General features: G+C 73.8%; 13 protein-coding genes. 5 read left to right on the plus strand and 8 right to left on the minus strand.

Translation table 11 applies throughout. The annotated features are described in order from the left end of the window. The first annotated feature begins 71 nt into the window (after nucleotides 1-71). Nucleotides 72-1,370 (plus strand): multicopper oxidase family protein, encoded by a 1,299-nt coding sequence (locus AAEM63_RS16485; RefSeq protein ID WP_341359310.1) that lies wholly within the window; start codon nucleotides 72-74, stop codon nucleotides 1,368-1,370. Nucleotides 1,371-1,436: 66 nt separating this feature from the next. On the opposite strand, the gene AAEM63_RS16490 is transcribed toward AAEM63_RS16485, so the two are convergent. Then, nucleotides 1,437-1,940 (minus strand): DUF4190 domain-containing protein, encoded by a 504-nt coding sequence (locus AAEM63_RS16490; RefSeq protein ID WP_341359311.1) that lies wholly within the window; start codon nucleotides 1,938-1,940, stop codon nucleotides 1,437-1,439. A 158-nt stretch (nucleotides 1,941-2,098) separates the two neighbouring features. Here AAEM63_RS16490 and AAEM63_RS16495 point away from each other — a divergent pair, with 158 nt between their 5' ends. Next, nucleotides 2,099-2,743: a cation transporter gene (locus AAEM63_RS16495; protein ID WP_341359312.1), complete on the plus strand. Its 645-nt coding sequence runs from the start codon at nucleotides 2,099-2,101 to the stop codon at nucleotides 2,741-2,743. A gap of 62 nt (nucleotides 2,744-2,805) precedes the next feature. Here AAEM63_RS16495 and AAEM63_RS16500 read toward each other — a convergent pair whose 3' ends face one another. The 7 genes from AAEM63_RS16500 to AAEM63_RS16530 all read right to left on the minus strand — a co-directional run bounded on the left by AAEM63_RS16500 (nucleotide 2,806) and on the right by AAEM63_RS16530 (nucleotide 10,568). Next, the gene (locus AAEM63_RS16500) at nucleotides 2,806-3,843 is read right to left on the minus strand and encodes a hemolysin family protein (RefSeq protein WP_341359313.1); all 1,038 of its coding nucleotides are present in this window, start codon (nucleotides 3,841-3,843) and stop codon (nucleotides 2,806-2,808) included. Further along, nucleotides 3,840-5,204, minus strand: coding sequence for a hemolysin family protein (locus tag AAEM63_RS16505; RefSeq protein ID WP_341359314.1), 1,365 nt, complete (start codon nucleotides 5,202-5,204; stop codon nucleotides 3,840-3,842). The genes AAEM63_RS16500 and AAEM63_RS16505 overlap by 4 nt, the downstream gene beginning before the upstream one ends. Nucleotides 5,205-5,336: 132 nt before the next feature. Then, nucleotides 5,337-6,662 carry an AI-2E family transporter gene (locus tag AAEM63_RS16510; RefSeq protein WP_341359315.1) on the minus strand — a complete coding sequence of 442 codons (1,326 nt, stop codon included), beginning with the start codon at nucleotides 6,660-6,662 and terminating at the stop codon, nucleotides 5,337-5,339. A 302-nt stretch (nucleotides 6,663-6,964) separates the two neighbouring features. Beyond that, on the minus strand, nucleotides 6,965-7,285 hold the full coding sequence (locus AAEM63_RS16515; RefSeq protein WP_341359316.1) for a hypothetical protein: 321 nt from the start codon (nucleotides 7,283-7,285) through the stop codon (nucleotides 6,965-6,967). A 66-nt stretch (nucleotides 7,286-7,351) separates the two neighbouring features. Then, the gene (locus AAEM63_RS16520; protein ID WP_341359317.1) at nucleotides 7,352-8,206 is read right to left on the minus strand and encodes a hypothetical protein; all 855 of its coding nucleotides are present in this window, start codon (nucleotides 8,204-8,206) and stop codon (nucleotides 7,352-7,354) included. Nucleotides 8,207-8,434: 228 nt separating this feature from the next. After that, nucleotides 8,435-8,653 carry a hypothetical protein gene (locus tag AAEM63_RS16525; RefSeq protein WP_341359318.1) on the minus strand — a complete coding sequence of 73 codons (219 nt, stop codon included), beginning with the start codon at nucleotides 8,651-8,653 and terminating at the stop codon, nucleotides 8,435-8,437. Nucleotides 8,654-8,705: 52 nt separating this feature from the next. Next, nucleotides 8,706-10,568, minus strand: coding sequence for a DUF4012 domain-containing protein (locus tag AAEM63_RS16530; RefSeq protein WP_341359319.1), 1,863 nt, complete (start codon nucleotides 10,566-10,568; stop codon nucleotides 8,706-8,708). 280 nt (nucleotides 10,569-10,848) lie between these two features. On the opposite strand from AAEM63_RS16530, the gene AAEM63_RS16535 reads away from it, so the two are divergent. The 3 genes from AAEM63_RS16535 to AAEM63_RS16545 are packed head-to-tail and all read left to right on the plus strand — an operon-like array spanning nucleotide 10,849 to nucleotide 15,070. Beyond that, on the plus strand, nucleotides 10,849-12,021 hold the full coding sequence (locus AAEM63_RS16535) for a glycosyltransferase (protein WP_341361400.1): 1,173 nt from the start codon (nucleotides 10,849-10,851) through the stop codon (nucleotides 12,019-12,021). Beyond that, nucleotides 12,021-13,211, plus strand: a complete 1,191-nt coding sequence (locus AAEM63_RS16540; RefSeq protein WP_341359320.1) for an LCP family protein — start codon at nucleotides 12,021-12,023, stop codon at nucleotides 13,209-13,211. The genes AAEM63_RS16535 and AAEM63_RS16540 overlap by 1 nt, the downstream gene beginning before the upstream one ends. After that, the gene (locus AAEM63_RS16545) at nucleotides 13,208-15,070 is read left to right on the plus strand and encodes an exopolysaccharide biosynthesis polyprenyl glycosylphosphotransferase (RefSeq protein ID WP_341359321.1); all 1,863 of its coding nucleotides are present in this window, start codon (nucleotides 13,208-13,210) and stop codon (nucleotides 15,068-15,070) included. The genes AAEM63_RS16540 and AAEM63_RS16545 overlap by 4 nt, the downstream gene beginning before the upstream one ends. Nucleotides 15,071-15,076 lie beyond the last annotated feature (6 nt).

Genomic DNA, 15,076 nt, shown 5'->3' on the forward strand with positions numbered 1-15,076 from the left:
ACGGGCCGGGCGGGCGCGCGGGAGGCGGCGTCACCCCGGGCGCCGACGGCGCGACGCTCACCGAGCCGGTCGTGCTCGCGAGCGAGGGCGGCGTCCTCGAGCTCGAGCTGGAGATGGCGGAGCGCGAGGTGAGGCTCGGCGACGTCACCGCCCGGCTTCTCACGTACAACGGCACGGTGCCGGGCCCGACGCTGCTGCTGCGCCCGGGCGACATCCTGCGGGTCCGCCTCGTCAACCGGCTCGACGACGTCACGAACCTCCACGTCCACGGCCTGCACGTCTCCCCGGAGGGCAACGGCGACAACCCGTTCCTCGCAATCGAACCCGGGGAGAGCTTCGACTACGAGATCGCGCTCCCCGACGACCACCCGACGGGCACGTTCTGGTACCACCCCCACCACCACGGGATGGTGGCGGACCAGATGTTCGCCGGCCTCTACGGCGCCATCGTCGTCGAGGACGACCTGCCGGCCGGCCGGGTCCTCGTCGTCTCGGATCTCTCTCTCACCGCCGACGGCGCAGTGCGGCAGGTGTCCATGCCCGAGCGGATGATGGGCCGTGAGGGCGAGACCGTCCTCGTCAACGGCCAGGTCCGGCCGAGGATCACGGCCGCACCGGGCGAGCGGCAGCGCTGGCGGGTGGTCAACGCCTGCACCTCCCGCCACCTCCGGCTCGAGCTCGAGGGTCAGGAGGTGACGGTGCTCGGGGTCGACCTCGGCCGCGAGGCCGAGCCGCCGTCGCTCGGCGACCTGCTCCTCGCGCCCGGCAACCGGGCGGACCTGCTCGTCACCGCCGCCGAGGGCACGGCGACCCTGCGGGCCCTGCCCCACGACCGGGGCGGGATGATGGGGATGATGGGCGGGGCGACCACCTCCTCGGAGCCGGTCACGCTCGCGACCCTCGAGGTGGCGGGGCCGGCGGCGGAGCCACCGGCCGAGCTCCCGCCGGCCGGTGACGTCCGGGACCTGCGCGACGTCGAGCCGGCCGCCCGCCGCACCCTGACCTTCACCATGGGCATGGGCCGCGGCCGGGGACCGGGCGGGATGACCTTCGGCTTCGACGGTCGCGGGTTCGACGCCGAGCGCACGGACCAGGAGGTCGCGGCCGGCGCCGTCGAGGAGTGGGTCATCGACAACCCCACCCCGATGGACCACCCGTTCCACCTGCACGTGTGGCCGATGCAGGTGGTGGAGGCGGCCGGCGCCGCCGTCGCGGCCCCCACGTGGCGCGACGTCGTCGCCGTCCCGGCGGGCTCACGCGTGGTGGTGCGGGTGCCGTTCGAGGACCTCACCGGCCGGACCGTCTACCACTGCCACATCCTCGACCACGAGGACGCCGGGATGATGGGCGTCGTCGACGTGCGGGCCTGAGGCTTCGACGCACGTCCGAGGACGCCGGAGGGCCGGCCACCCGCGGTGACCGGCCCCCGCAGGACGTCAGATCGTGCTCATCGACTCCATCGACGCCACGCCGAGGACGACGAAGAGGATGAGCGCGATGACCCCGAGGATGCCGAGGATGGTGCCGATCCAGCCCAGGACCTTGCCCGCGGTGGCGGGCTTGCCGAGGCGCTCCGCCTTGCCGGACTGCCACAGGGCGAGCGGGCCGAAGATGATCGGCATGAGAACGACCCCGAGGATGCCGAACACCAGGGACAGGGTGACGGCCTTGTCGGCGTCGACGCTCTGCTGGGAGTACTGCATCGGCGCGGCCGGGGCCACCGGCGCGCCGTACTGCGAGCCGTAGCCCTGCTCGTAGGAGCCGGTCTGGCCGTACTGCTGCTGGCCGTACCCGCCCTGGTCGTAGGTGGGGGTCTGGCCGTACTGGCTGCCGTACTGCTGGCTGCCGGTCTGGTGGGCGCCGGCGGAGTCGGCGGAGGGGGCGCCGTAGGCGTCGGGGCTGTTCGACCCCTGGCTGCTGTCGCGGGTCCAGTCGGACATGGGTGTGGTCTCCTCAGGGGAAGGGGTCGGGCATCTGCCTCGGCCTCAAGCGAACCACACGCGATGCCCGGAATGCCCCGCAAACGCGCCGCACGCGCCGGGCGGGTCACTGAAGCGCCCCAGGGTCATTGCCGCGACGACCGTAGGATCTCACCATCATGAGCGCGCCCACCCACCTCAGCCCGGCCCAGACCGAGGCCGTCACGCGGCGCGGCCTTCGCCTCGCCCGGTTCACCGTCGGCTACAACGTGGTGGAGGGCGCCGTGGCGATCACGGCCGGGCTCGCCGCGGGCCTGGTCTCGGTGGTGGGGTTCGGCATCGACTCGGCCATCGAGTCCATCTCGGGCGTCCTCGTCGCGCTGCGCCTCTCTGCGCGCCTGCGGCACGGCGAGGCCGACGAGCACAAGGAGCGCATCGCGCTGCAGCTCGTCGCCGTGACCTTCTTCCTGCTGGCCGCGTACGTGACCGTCGAGGGGATCCGCAGCCTCGTCGGCGGCGAGACGCCGGACGCCTCCCCCGTGAGCATCGGCCTGCTCGTCGCCTCGATCGTCGTCATGCCGCTGCTGGCCGCCGCGAAGCGACGGGTGGGCATGCAGCTCGGCGGCGACCGGCTCATCCTCGCCGACGCCGCCGAGACGCGGATCTGCGTGCTCCTGTCGGTCTCCACGCTTCTGGGGGTGGGCCTGTTCCAGCTCACCGGTGCCGCGTGGCTCGACCCGGTGGCCGGGTTCGTCATCGCGGCCTTCGCCGTCCACGAGGGGCTGGAGGCCTGGGAGGGCGAGCTCGTCGAGGACGAGGACTGACCGCAGCGAGGGCCGGGTCATGGTGGACCCGGCCCCTCGCCGTCGTCGAGCCCGCCGGCGCCTCAGTCGCGCCGGGTGGCGTCGCGAACCTCGCCCACGAGCTCCTCGAGCACATCCTCCAGGGCGACGACGCCGAGCAGCGCGCCGCCCTCCTCCACCGCCGCGAGGTGGGCGCCCTCGCGCTGCATGACCCGCATGACGGTGCGCAGCGAGTCGTCCGAGCGCACCTGGGACAGGGCGCGCAGCCGGGCCGCCGCGACCGGCAGGTCCCGGTCGGCCGGGTCGGTGGTGAGCAGGTCCTTGACGTGGACGTACTCACGCATCGCACCGTCGCCGGAGCGGATCGGGAAGCGCGAGAAGCCGGTGGTGGCGCTCAGCTCCTCCAGCTCGGCGACGGTGGACTCGCGTGTGGTGGTGACCAGCTCGGCCGAGGGCAGGAGCACCTGGGACACCGTGCGCTCCTCGAAGCCGAGCGCGCCGATGAGCAGCTGGAGCTCCTCCTCGTCCAGGAAGCCCTCCCGGCCGGACTCGGCGACCAGGCCGGCCACCTCGTCGCGGGTGAAGGCGGTGGTCACCTCGTCCTGCGGGGCGACCCGCAGGAGACGCAGCACGACGTTCGCGGACTCGTTGAGGATCCACACGACCGGCCGGACGACCCACACGATGCCGTAGAGGATCGGCCCGAGGACGAGCGCGGAGCGGTCGGGTCCGGCCAGGGCGATGTTCTTCGGGACCATCTCGCCGAGCACCATGTGGAAGAACACCACGATCGCCAGGGCGATCGTGAACGCGACCGGGTGCACGAGCCCCTCGGGCACCCCGAGCGAGGCGAAGACCGGCTCGAGCAGGTGGGCCAACGCGGGCTCGGCGATGGCGCCCAGCCCCAGGGAGCTGACGGTGATGCCCAGCTGGGCGCCGGCCATCATGAGCGAGACCCGCTCCATGGCGCGCAGGGTCACGCGGGCCACGCGTGAGCCCTCCGCGGCGCGCGGCTCGATCTGGGTGCGCCGGGCGGAGATGAGCGCGAACTCGGCCCCCACGAAGAACGCGTTGGAGATCAGCAGCCCCAGGGCCACCAGGAGTGCGGTTCCGGTGCTCATCGGCGGGCCTCCTCGGCGCCGTGGTCGAGCGGCAGGAGGCGGACCCCGGCGACCCGGTGGTGGTCCATGCGCACCACGGTGGCGCGCACCTCGACGGTGCGGCGGCCGACGTGCTCGACGTCGGAGTGGTCCGCGCACTCCAGGACCACCTCGTCGCCGACCTCGGGCAGGCGCCCGAGGAGCTCGGTGACGAGTCCGCCGACGGTGTCGGAGTCCTCACCCTCGGGCAGCTCGAGGTCGATGAGGTCGCTGACCTCGTCGGGGCGCAGCAGACCGGAGACGGTGAGGCTGCCGTCGGCGCCGCGGTGGTGACGCCGTTCGCCGTCGTCCTGCTCGTCCTCGATCTCCCCGACGATCTCCTCCAGGAGGTCCTCGAGGGTGACGATGCCGGCGGTGCCGCCGTACTCGTCGACGACGACGGCCATCTGCAGGCCGGCGTCGCGCAGCGTGGCCAGGAGCGGGTCGAGCTCCATGGTCTCCGAGACGGCCTGCGGCTCGACCATGACGTCGCCGATCGGCCGCTCGCCCCGCTCGGCGGCGGGCACCGAGAGGGCGTGCTTGAAGTGGACGAACCCGACGACGCGGTCGACGGTGTCGACGATCACCGGGAAGCGGCCGTGGCCGGTGGCGCTGGCCTGGGCGATGACCTCCGCGACCGGGTCGTCGGCGCGGAGGAAGTGCACCCGGGTGCGCGGGGTCATGACGTCCCCGGCGCTGTGGTGACCGAACTCGATGGAGCGCATGACGAGTTCCGCCGTCGGCCGGTCCAGGGTGCCCTGGCGGTGGGAGCGGTCGACGAGGGAGGACAGCTCCTGGGCCGTGCGCGCCGAGGCGAGCTCCTCGCGCGGCTCGATGCCCATGGCCCGCAGGACCAGGTTCGCGGCGCCGTTGAGGAACCGGATGACCGGCCCCGCGACGGTCGCGAAGATCTTCTGGGGCAGCGCGACGGCGCGGCCCACCCGCAGCGGCTCGGCGATGGCCCAGTTCTTGGGCACGAGCTCGCCGACGATCATCTGCACGTAGGTGACGACGACGAGGGCGAGGGTGAGGGACAGGCCGGTGATCGCGGCGTCGGGCAGGCCGGTCAGGCCCAGCGGGCCGCGCAGCAGCGTGGCCAGGGACGGCTCGGCGAGCGCGCCGACGAGCAGCGAGGTCACGGTGATGCCCAGCTGGGCGCCGGAGAGCTGGGTGGACAGCGTCTTGAGGCCGCCGAGGAGGGAGCGCGAGCGCTTGTCCCCACCCTCGGCCTCCCGCTCGACGGTGGCCCGGTCGACGGTGATGTAGGCGAACTCGACGGCGACGAAGATCGCGTTGGCGAGGATGAGGACGAGTGCGATCGCGAGGAGGAGCCACTCGGTCATGCGCTCACCCGCCGGGTGGCAGGGGCGGGGCGACGATGGTGGCCCGGACTGTCAGGGTCCGAGCTGTCCGCGGCCTCGGCCACGGGGATCCCACCGGCGCCCGGACGGGCGTCAGGGTTCTGGTTCACGCCTCTACTGTACGGAACGCCGGCGCAGCGGCCTCCGGCCGGGTGCGGCGACGGCGGCGTCACCGGGTTCGCGGTCGCACACCTCGTCCGGGCCGCGGTCCGGGTCGGTGGCGCGCCACTCCTTGAGGGCCGCCCAGGCGACGGCGGCGATCGGCACCGCCAGGAGCGCACCCACGATGCCGGAGACGATCGTCCCGGCGGTCAGGGCGAGGAGGATCGCCAGGGGGTGCAGCGCGAGCGCCTTGCCGATGACGACCGGGGCGAGGAGGTCGCCCTCGAGCTGGTTCACGCCGATGACGACGGCGACGACGATGAGCGCCGTCACCGGGCCGTTGGCGACCAGGGCGATGAGGGCGGCGAGGGTGCCCGCGAGGGTGGCGCCGATGAGAGGGATGAACGCGCCCAGGAACACGATGGTCGCCAGCGGCAGGGCCAGCGGGACGCCGAGGATGACCAGGGCGACCCCGATGACGACGGCGTCGACGAGCGCGACGACGGCCGTGCCCCGGACGTACCCGCCGAGGACGGTCACCGAGCGCTCCCCGATCCGCCAGACCCGCGGGCGGACGTCCTCGTCGAGCGGGCGCAGGAAGAACCCGAAGATGCCGCGGCCGTCCTTGAGGAGGAAGAAGAGGATGACGATGCCGAGCAGCAGTCCGGCCACCACCTCGATGGCGGCGGAGGCCCCGGCGATCGCCCCACCCTGGACGGTGTCGGACGTGAGGAACTCGGTGAGCTGCTCGCGGGCGGCGGTGATCTGCTCCTCGCTGATCCCGAGCGGGCCGGTGGCGAGGTAGTCCTGAAGCTGGTCGAGGCCGCGCTCGGCGCCCTCGACGAGCTGGTCGGACTCGTCGCGGATCTCCCGGCCGACGAGCCACAGGATCGTGCCCAGGCCACCGAGCCCGACGATGAGCGTGGCCCACGTGGCCAGGGCGTTGGGCCAGCCGTGACGGCGGAGGAAGGCCACCGCCGGGCTCATCGCCGCGGCGAGGATGGTGACGATGAGGATCGGGATGACGAGCAGCTTGAGCTCGCGCAGCCCGATGACGAGGACGGTGGCGAGGCCGAGGACGAGCAGGACCTGCGCGGCGCGGATGGCCGCTCGGCCCAGGCTGTCCTCCCAGATCCCCCGGCGACGGCGCCGCGAGCCCTGGGTGATCGCGGCGGCAGCGCCGGAGGCGGCTGCGGGGGGTGCCGTGCCGGCGGTGACGCCGGGCTGGGCGGCTGCGGCGCCGGGTGTCCGGGGGGCGGCGACACCGGGCGCGGACGACGTCGCGGTTCCCGGGGTCTTCGTGGCGGCGTCACGGGAGCGCGGTCTGCGGATCTTCACCGCCCCAGGCTTGCACCCCCGCCGCCGCGCGGCACGTCAGGGGCCGCGGGTGGTCCCCCGTCGCTACCGGGCGGGTGAGCTCCCAGCAATGCACCGCCCCGCAGCCGCGCCGGCCTGCCGAGCGGTTCCCTCGTGCATGAGCGATCCCTCTGGCGCCACTTCCTCCGCCGCGAGCGATCCCTGCGTCGCCCAACGATCCCTCCGGCGCCACTTCCTCCGCCGCGAGCGATCCCTGCGTCGCCCAACGATCCCTCCGTCGCCGAGCGAGAGCGGTGTGCGGGGATCTCTCGGCGACGGAGGGATCAGTCGCGACCGAGCATCCCGTTGCGCCGATCACCCAACGGCGCCCACCGGCCGCGGTCGCGCCGCTCCACGGCGGCGCGGCCGGTCGAGGCCAGCGCGGCGACCTCGGCGACGGCGGCATCCGCGGCAGTCAGGGCCTCGCCGTCGTCCGCGGCGGTGAACCGGACCGTCACGACGGCGCGGCCGGCGACGACGGCGAGGTCGCGCGCCTCGACGCTGACGAGCCTGGCGACGGCGTTCGACGCGGCGGGCAGCACGCTCTCGGGCGCCACCCCGGGGTTGAGCAGGCCGACGGGGACGCGGACGCGGTAGGACGGCACCGGCGTCAGCCTACGTCCGTCGTCGTGCCGCCCTCGGCCCAGTGGTGGTGGAGGCGGTCCGCACGGTCAGGCGAGCGGTGCGACCGAGCCCTGCTCGACCGAGCTCTCGACGAGGTGCAGGCGGGTGACGAGTCGCTGGGCGAGCTGGTTCGGGGGCCAGCAGATGTACGTGGAGAGCTGGTAGACGTCCTCGCTCGGGCTCTCCCGGTAGACCTTGTCGTCGATGTTGAGGTCCGACTCGTACAGGGCGAAGCTGCCCTCGGCGTCCTCCGGCGGGACCACCTCGTAGACGTACCGGTAGACCAGGTCCGGCTCGCTGGGGTGCGGCGTCCAGATGGTCACCCGGTCCCCGACCTCCATGACGCCGCTGGCGCCGGCGACCCGGCCCTCGTGCTCCTCGCCGTTGAGCGCCACGGAGCCGTCGATGCCCAGCACGTTGTGCAGACCGATGACGAGCTCGTTGGGGTCGGTGATGGTGTCGATGACCGCGCCCATCATGAGCAGCCGGTTGCCGTCCCGCGGGTCGACCATGGCCGTCAGCCGCAGGACGGCCTTCTCGCCCGCCGCCGGGCGGTCGTAGTCGCCGCCGAAGAAGGCGTCGTAGGCGGAGTCGGCCATGACGGCGGACTCCGAGGTCCGGTCGCCGCGGTACTCCATCTCGATCGCGCCGACGAAGTCCTCGTGACCGAAGATGCCCGGGTCCAGGGGCGGCGGTGCCTCTCCCGGGTCGGCCTCAGCCTGCTGGGTCACCCCCGTGGTCTCGGCCGGGTGCTCACCGGCCGTCTCGCCGGCCTCCCGGGAGGACTCAGCGGCGGAGAGGGCGGGAGTCGGTTCGGGGTCGTTGCTGCACGCCGCCAGGCCGACGGCGGCCGCGAGCGCGAGGCCCAGCACTGCCGCCGCGCTGCTCCTACGTGGGTTCATCGTCGCGTCCTCACAGCCGTGTGCGTCTCGTCACCAGTGGAGCACAGCACCGCGCGGCAGCGTGGCCGGTTGACGCACCCGGAAGGGAACGCGCCGGACGCGCGCGACCACGGCACCACCGGGTGGGAAGAGGGACCGCACCGCAACGGTGCGATCCCTCCCCCGGACGGACAACCTCGCCACCGCGAGTCCAGGAACGGGGCGCCCCAGAGCCCCGCGTCCCGGACGTCAGCGGGTCTGCAGCGTCCGGATGACCTTCTGCGTGGGAGCAGGGGTCGGCTTGGGCGTGGGCTTCTTGTCGTCGTCGTCCGGGCAGACGCCGCCGTACTCGGGAGCCTCGGCCTCGCAGGACTGGTCGGCGACGTGGCCGTCGGCGAAGGCTGCGCCGGGGATGGCGACAAGCGCGGCGACGGCGGCGATGGACACGACGGTGCGGGAGAGCTTCATGATGTGCCTCATTCAGTCAGGGGCTAATCTCGACAACCGTAGCGCAAGCCTCTCAGCATGGGGAGTCGTTCACGACGACTTCTGTCGGGCTCGCGAGCGGCGTCGTCCGGACCTGGGCCGGGGCGTCCTGACCTGCGGCGGTCTCGACGTCGACCTCGAGGACGTGGGACGCCCCGGGGGTCAGGGTCACGCGGGTGACCGAGACGACCATGCCCTCGTGGGCGTAGAAGCCGGTCACCGACTCCTCCGAGCCGTCGAGCCGCACGGCATCGATCCGCCCGCCGGCGGGGCTGTAGACCATGACGTTGGTCCACACCTCACCGGGCGTCAGCCAGCCGCGGCCGGTGAGCTGGTCGGGGTAGGAGCTGACCTCCTCGGGGGCGGTGGAGGCGATGTCCAGGGTCAGGGTGAGCGCCCGGGCGCCGTCGGACAGGCACGAGGTCCGCTCGACCGTGACCGCGGTGTCGAGGTAGTAGCTCATCTTCGTGGCGCTGGCGTCGTTGAGGTAGACACCGAGCTCGGGTGCGCCGTCGACCTCGCCGAGCAGCTCGCCGCTCAGCACGGTCCCGGACAGCAGGCTCTGCTCGCGCGGGTCTGAGGACCACAGCATCAGCCGGCCCTCGTCGGCGGACGACGCCAGGGCGGGCAGGAGCGCGGCGGGGTTCCCGCCGCCGGCGAGGAGCCTGGTGAAGGCGGCCCTGGCGGCGTCGGCGAAGACGGCGTCCTGCTCCTCGGCGCGGAAGAGCTCGACGTAGACCTCGTTGAGGAGCACGCGCGCGGCGTTGTCCCCGTCCAGGCGCCGGCCGTCGGCGAGCTCGACCGGTCCGGTGACCCCCAGCACCCGCTGCAGGACCACCGGGTCGACGGAGACGACGCCGTCGACGTGCTCCCCGCGCGCCCCGGTCCACATGGCGCTGACGATCTCCGCGGTGCGCGGGAAGTCCGGCGTCATCGAGGGGTTGGCCCCGAACACGGCCAGCCGCTCGGTGAAGAGGTCCGTCTCCTCCGCGGTGAGCTCCACGACCGGCTCCTCCGTGCTGAAGGGTCCGGCTCCGAACTGCTCCCCGAGGGTGATCGACCCGTCACTGGCGGTGAGCGAGATCCACGCGCCGAGGATGCCGCCGGTGGCGCGCGCCTCCGCCGGGTTCTGGGCGACGAGCACGTAGCGGCGCTCGCCGTAGGCGCCGAGCATCGAGGGCAGGAGCTGGACCGCGCGGGACGCCGTCGCCGTCGTCATCGCGAGGTCGTCGACCATCCCCCGCAGCTCGGTGAGCGGGCCGCGGACCTCCGGCAGCACCCGCTCGGAGTCGGCGGCGGCGAGGCGGATCGCCGCTTCCCGCACCTCGTCGTCGGCGGCGGTGACCCGGGGGGCGATCTCGATGAACGGGTCGAGCTCGATCCGGCCCTCCTGCGGGGAGAGGACCGCGGGGTCGAGGACGGCGGTGGCGTCCGCGAGCTCGGGAAGGGCACCGGTGGCGAGACCGTCGACCACCTCGGTGACGGTCTGGACGGCCTTGACGCTGGCGCCGACGACGGGCATCCGGGCGGCGAGCCACCAGTGCGGCCCGTGGGTGTCGGCGCGTGCCTCCGCGGCGTCGGACCGGAGACGGTCGAGGGTGGTCGCCGCGGCCTCGCGGTCGCCGTCGAGGACCTGGGTGCGCAGGGTCCCGACGGCGGAGCCCGCCGTGCGCAGGCTCGCCTGCGCCCGCAGCGCGTCCAGGCCCACGAGGACGGCGGAGAGGACGAGGACGAGGATCGCGAGCGTGAGGATGAGGGCGACCCACCGCCCCGGGTGACGGCGCCGCGGTGGGCGCCCCGGGCGACCGCGCCGACGCCGGCGGGCCGGGCGGCCGTCGACCGGCGCGGCGGCGGGCGCGTCGTCGACCGTCGCCGCGGTGCGCCGGGGGTCGGTCATGGCGTCATCGTAGGAGCGGCCGCTGACGCAGGTGCCCGCTTTCGTCGCACCGAACCGCCTCCGGTGTGACCCGCCTCACCCCGCCTCACCCTCTGTGCCAGAGGGGGTGAAAGCGGGATATCACCCCCGTTTTCATCCTCGCGGCTATCGATGTGCGCGCGCCGCTGGGGGTCAATGGGGTTGTCAGTTCGGCGACTGGGGGCGCATCAGAATGACTCGCGGAGTTGTCCTCGCACACGACTATGCGACGCAGCGTGGCGGCGCGGAGCGTGTGGCCCTCATGCTGGCCCAGGCGTTCCCGGGCTCGCCCATGTACACGACGCTGTACGACCCGAAGGGAACCTTCCCCGAGTTCGGCGACATCGACCTGCGCACGAGCGGCCTCGACCGCCTCTCCCTCCTGCGCCGCAGCCACCGGCTGGCGCTGCCCCTGCTCGCGCCGGCGGTCAGCTCCCAGAAGGTGGTGGGCGACGTCCTCGTGGCCAGCTCCACGGGCTGGGCGCACGGCTACCGCGGCGCCAAGCACACGGTGGTGTACTGCCACGCCCCCGCCCGCTGGCTCTACCAGCGCGATCGGTACCTCGGCTCGCACACCAACCCCGGCCTCTCCGGCCGCGCCGTCCACATGATCTCCGCCGCGGCGCTGGGCGGGCTGTCGGGGCGCCTGCGCCGGTGGGACGCCCGCGCGGCCGCGCACGCCGACCTCTACCTCGCCAACTCCACGGTCACCCAGCGGGCGATCGCCGAGACGTACGGCATCGAGGCGCAGGTCCTCTCCCCGCCGCCGGCCCTCATGCCCGCCGGCGGCGAGCGGGCCGTGCCGGGCGTCGAGCCCGGTTTCGTGCTCTGTGTGGCACGGCTCATGCCGTACAAGAACGTCGACGCCGTCATCGCCGCGGTCAACTCCCTGCCCGACGTCCGCCTCGTCGTGGTCGGCGCCGGGCCCGACCGGCCACGGCTGGAGGCCATGGCCGGCGAGCGCGTCCGCCTCCTGGGCCGGGTCGACGACGACGAGCTGCGCTGGCTCTACCGCAACAGCGCCGCACTCGCGGCCGCGTCGTACGAGGACTACGGGCTCTCCCCGCTCGAGGCCGGCGCGTTCGGCAAGCCCTCGGTCGTGCTGCGCGACGGCGGCTACCTCGACACGGTGGTCGAGGGCCGCAACGGCGTGTTCTTCGACGCCCCCCGCGCCGACGCCATCGCCGACGCCCTCGTCGAGGCCCTCGAGCGCCCCTGGGACCGCCGCCTCATCGAGATGCACGTGGCGCACTTCGGCGTCGAGAGCTTCAACCACCGGCTGCGCATCGCCGTCGGGCGATTCCTGCCGCAGCCGCTCACCGCCTCCCAGCCCGGCGCGAACCACCTGGCGACGTCGCTCGGCGCCGACGAGCCCATGGCTGCGCGGATCGCGGAGAAGCGCGTCACGCGCGCGCGGCACCGAGCGGCGGCCTGATGACGCCGCGCCCCGCCACCGCCGACCCGCCGGGCGGCCTGCTCCTGGCGCAGCCCGACGGACGGCTCCCGGACGGGCGGGTTCCGGGCCCGTCCGCCGACGACCACGCGCCTGTCGGCGGCGCACCTGACGCCCGCCGCACGCGCCGGGTGCTCGTCGCCGTCGCCGCCGTCGTCGCGGTCCTCGGCGTGGTGCTCGTCGGGGTGGTCGTGACCGTCCAGCAGCGGGTGGGTGAGGCGGTCGAGTGGCTCGACGACCCCTTCCTCGCCCTGCCCTCCCGGCCCCCTGCGGCCGGCGCCGCGGGCGAGCAGGCCCCGGACCCGGCCGCAGGCTCCGCCGCCGTCGCCGCGACCGGCGCGCCGCTGACCGTGCTCATCCTCGGCTCGGACAGCCGGATCTCGGCGGGCGACCCGGACCAGTGGGCGTACGGCGCCCAGCGCACCGACGCGATCATGCTCGCCCAGCTCTCCGGCGACCGCGAGAACCTCACCGTGATGTCGCTCCCGCGCGACTCCTGGGTGGAGGTGCCCGGGCACGGGCCGGCGAAGCTCAACGCCGCGTTCTCCTGGGGCGGGCCGACCCTGATGATCCAGACGGTCGAGCAGCTGACCGGCGTGCGGGTGGACCACTTCGCCGTCGCTGACTTCGAGTCGTTCTCCCGTCTGACCGACACCCTCGGCGGTGTCGAGCTGACCCTGCCCGAGGGCCTGGACACCCGCGGGCAGGTGTACCCGCCCGGCACCCATGTGCTCGACGGGGAGGCGGCCCTGGCCTACACGCGTGAGCGGTACGGCCTGCCCGGCGGCGACTTCGACCGGGTCCAGCGCCAGCAGAACTGGCTGCGAGCGATCGTCGAGTCGGCGGTGGACAAGAACGTCCTCGCCAACCCGGTGCGCACGGCGGGACTCGTCACCGTCGTGGCGGAGTCCCTCGCCGTCGACGGCGGGCTGGGTGTGGACCAGATGCGCGCCATCGCCCTGGACCTCAACGGGATGGAGCGCGAGGACGTCCTCTTCGTCACCGCCCCGCACCTGGGGACCGGGTGGAGCCCGGACGGCACCCAGTCGATCGTCCGGCTCGACGACGCCCGGCTCGCCGAGGTCTCCCGCGCCTTCGCGGAGGACCGGGTGGCCGAGCTCCTCAAGGCCCGGCCCGACCTGGCCACCGTGCTCGGCGAGGAGGTGCGGTGACCGTGCGCGCGCGCGAGATCGTCGACCTCCTCGCCGGAGAGTCCCCCGCCCGGCGCCGCCGTCACCCGAGCGGGCTGCGCCTGGTCCAGGGCAGCCTCTCGGCGCCCTCCCCCGAACCGGCGGCGGGCACCGGCCGGCACCGCGCCGCGGTCGAGGAGGACGTGGCGGCGGGCCGTGCCCCGGCGAGCCCGGCCGTCGCCGGGTCGATCGCCAGTCCCACCACCGCCGGCCCCGTCACCAGCCCCACCACCGCCGGGCGGCTCACCGACCCGCCTGCCGGCCCCATGCTCCCCGGCCCGCCCGCGGGCGCACCTGTCGACGAGCCGCAGCCCGTGGCCGTATCCCCAGCGCGTGACGCCCCCGTCCGGCTGGCCCCTCAGACTCCCGGTCCCCAGGCCGGGAATGGCGTGGCGCCGTCGTTTCCTTCCCCCAGGGACGACGGCGTCACTCCGCCCTGGTACGGCAGGTACCGCACCGTCCTCCTCGTCGTCGACGCCACGATGGTCACGCTCACCCTGCTCGCCGCCCAGTTCGCCCGGTTCGGTGTCCGCGGTGCGGAGGGCCGCGTGTTCGTGGCGGGTGAGCTCTTCTCGTACGCCGTCGTCGGCGCCGCCTTCGCCGCGGTGTGGATGCTGGCGCTGTCCGCCAACGAGTCCCGCAACCGCCGCGTGGTCGGGGCCGGGCTCGACGAGTACCGCAAGGTCGTGACGGGCACCTTCACCGCCTTCGGGATCGTCGCGATCGGCTCCTACCTCCTCCAGATCGAGCTCTCCCGCGTCTACTTCGCTGTCGCGTTCCCGTTGGGCCTCGCCTTCGTCCTCCTCGGTCGGCTCGCCCTGCGGATCCACCTCGGGGCCCGGCGCCGCGAGGGCCGGCACATGACCGGCGTCGTCGTCGTCGGCAGCCGGCCCGAGATCCGCCGTGCGCTGGACGAGCTGCGCCGCAACCCCGAGGCCGGGTACCGCGCCGTCGCCGTCTCGATCGTCGACGCCCAGGACGACGCGGACCGCCACGACGGCCTTCCGCACGTCCCGCGCCGGAACCTGCGGGCCTTCGTCGACACCCCGGCCGTCGGAGCCGTCGTCGTCGCCGGCGGCCTGCCCCGCATGGACATCCGGCTGCTCGCCTGGGAGCTGGAGAACACCCACGTCGAGCTCATGCTCGTCTCCCAGCTCACCGACGTCGCCGGGCCGCGGGTCCACGCCAGCCCGGCCCACAACCTCCCGATGGTCCACGTGGACCTGCCGCAGTACTCAGGCTTCAACCACCTCGCCAAGCGCGCGCTCGACGTCGTCGTCGCGTCCCTGATCCTCGTCGCGATGGCTCCCGTGCTCGCCCTCGTGGCCCTGGCCATCAAGCTCGAGGACGGCGGACCGGTGATCTTCCGGCAGCTGCGGGTGGGGCAGAACGGCGAGACCTTCACCATGCACAAGCTCCGCTCGATGGCCCTCGACGCCGAGGATCGGCTGGCGGAGCTGCGCGGTCACGACGACGGCAACGGCGTGCTGTTCAAGATGCGGGACGACCCGCGGGTCACTCGTGTCGGACGCCTCATCCGCCGGTTCTCCCTCGACGAGTTCCCCCAGTTCTTCGACGTGCTGCTCGGACGGATGTCCGTCGTGGGGCCGCGGCCGCCGCTGCCGTGCGAGGTGGAGGGGTACGCCGGGCACGTGCGCCGGCGCCTGCTCACCCGGCCGGGAATCACCGGCCTGTGGCAGGTGAGCGGCCGCTCGGACCTGTCCTGGGAGGACGGCGTCCGGCTGGACCTGGCGTACGTGGAGAACTGGTCGGTCGCCGGTGATCTCATCATCATCCTCAAGACCGCCAAGGCCGTCATCAGCGCCCGCGGCGCCTACTGAGGCTGC

The organism is Georgenia sp. M64, from assembly GCF_038049925.1.
Lineage (GTDB): Bacteria > Actinomycetota > Actinomycetes > Actinomycetales > Actinomycetaceae > Georgenia.

Bases quoted from the DNA above. Each gene is read 5' to 3' on its own strand.
- AAEM63_RS16535 (WP_341361400.1), top strand. From the start codon at position 10,849: ATGCTGGCCCAGGCGTTCCCGGGCTCGCCCATGTACACGACGCTGTAC.
- AAEM63_RS16520 (WP_341359317.1), bottom strand. From the start codon at position 8,206: ATGAACCCACGTAGGAGCAGCGCGGCGGCAGTGCTGGGCCTCGCGCTC.
- AAEM63_RS16530 (WP_341359319.1), bottom strand. From the start codon at position 10,568: ATGACCGACCCCCGGCGCACCGCGGCGACGGTCGACGACGCGCCCGCC.
- AAEM63_RS16495 (WP_341359312.1), top strand. From the start codon at position 2,099: ATGAGCGCGCCCACCCACCTCAGCCCGGCCCAGACCGAGGCCGTCACG.
- AAEM63_RS16490 (WP_341359311.1), bottom strand. From the start codon at position 1,940: ATGTCCGACTGGACCCGCGACAGCAGCCAGGGGTCGAACAGCCCCGAC.
- AAEM63_RS16525 (WP_341359318.1), bottom strand. From the start codon at position 8,653: ATGAAGCTCTCCCGCACCGTCGTGTCCATCGCCGCCGTCGCCGCGCTT.
- AAEM63_RS16505 (WP_341359314.1), bottom strand. From the start codon at position 5,204: ATGACCGAGTGGCTCCTCCTCGCGATCGCACTCGTCCTCATCCTCGCC.
- AAEM63_RS16500 (WP_341359313.1), bottom strand. From the start codon at position 3,843: ATGAGCACCGGAACCGCACTCCTGGTGGCCCTGGGGCTGCTGATCTCC.
- AAEM63_RS16540 (WP_341359320.1), top strand. From the start codon at position 12,021: ATGACGCCGCGCCCCGCCACCGCCGACCCGCCGGGCGGCCTGCTCCTG.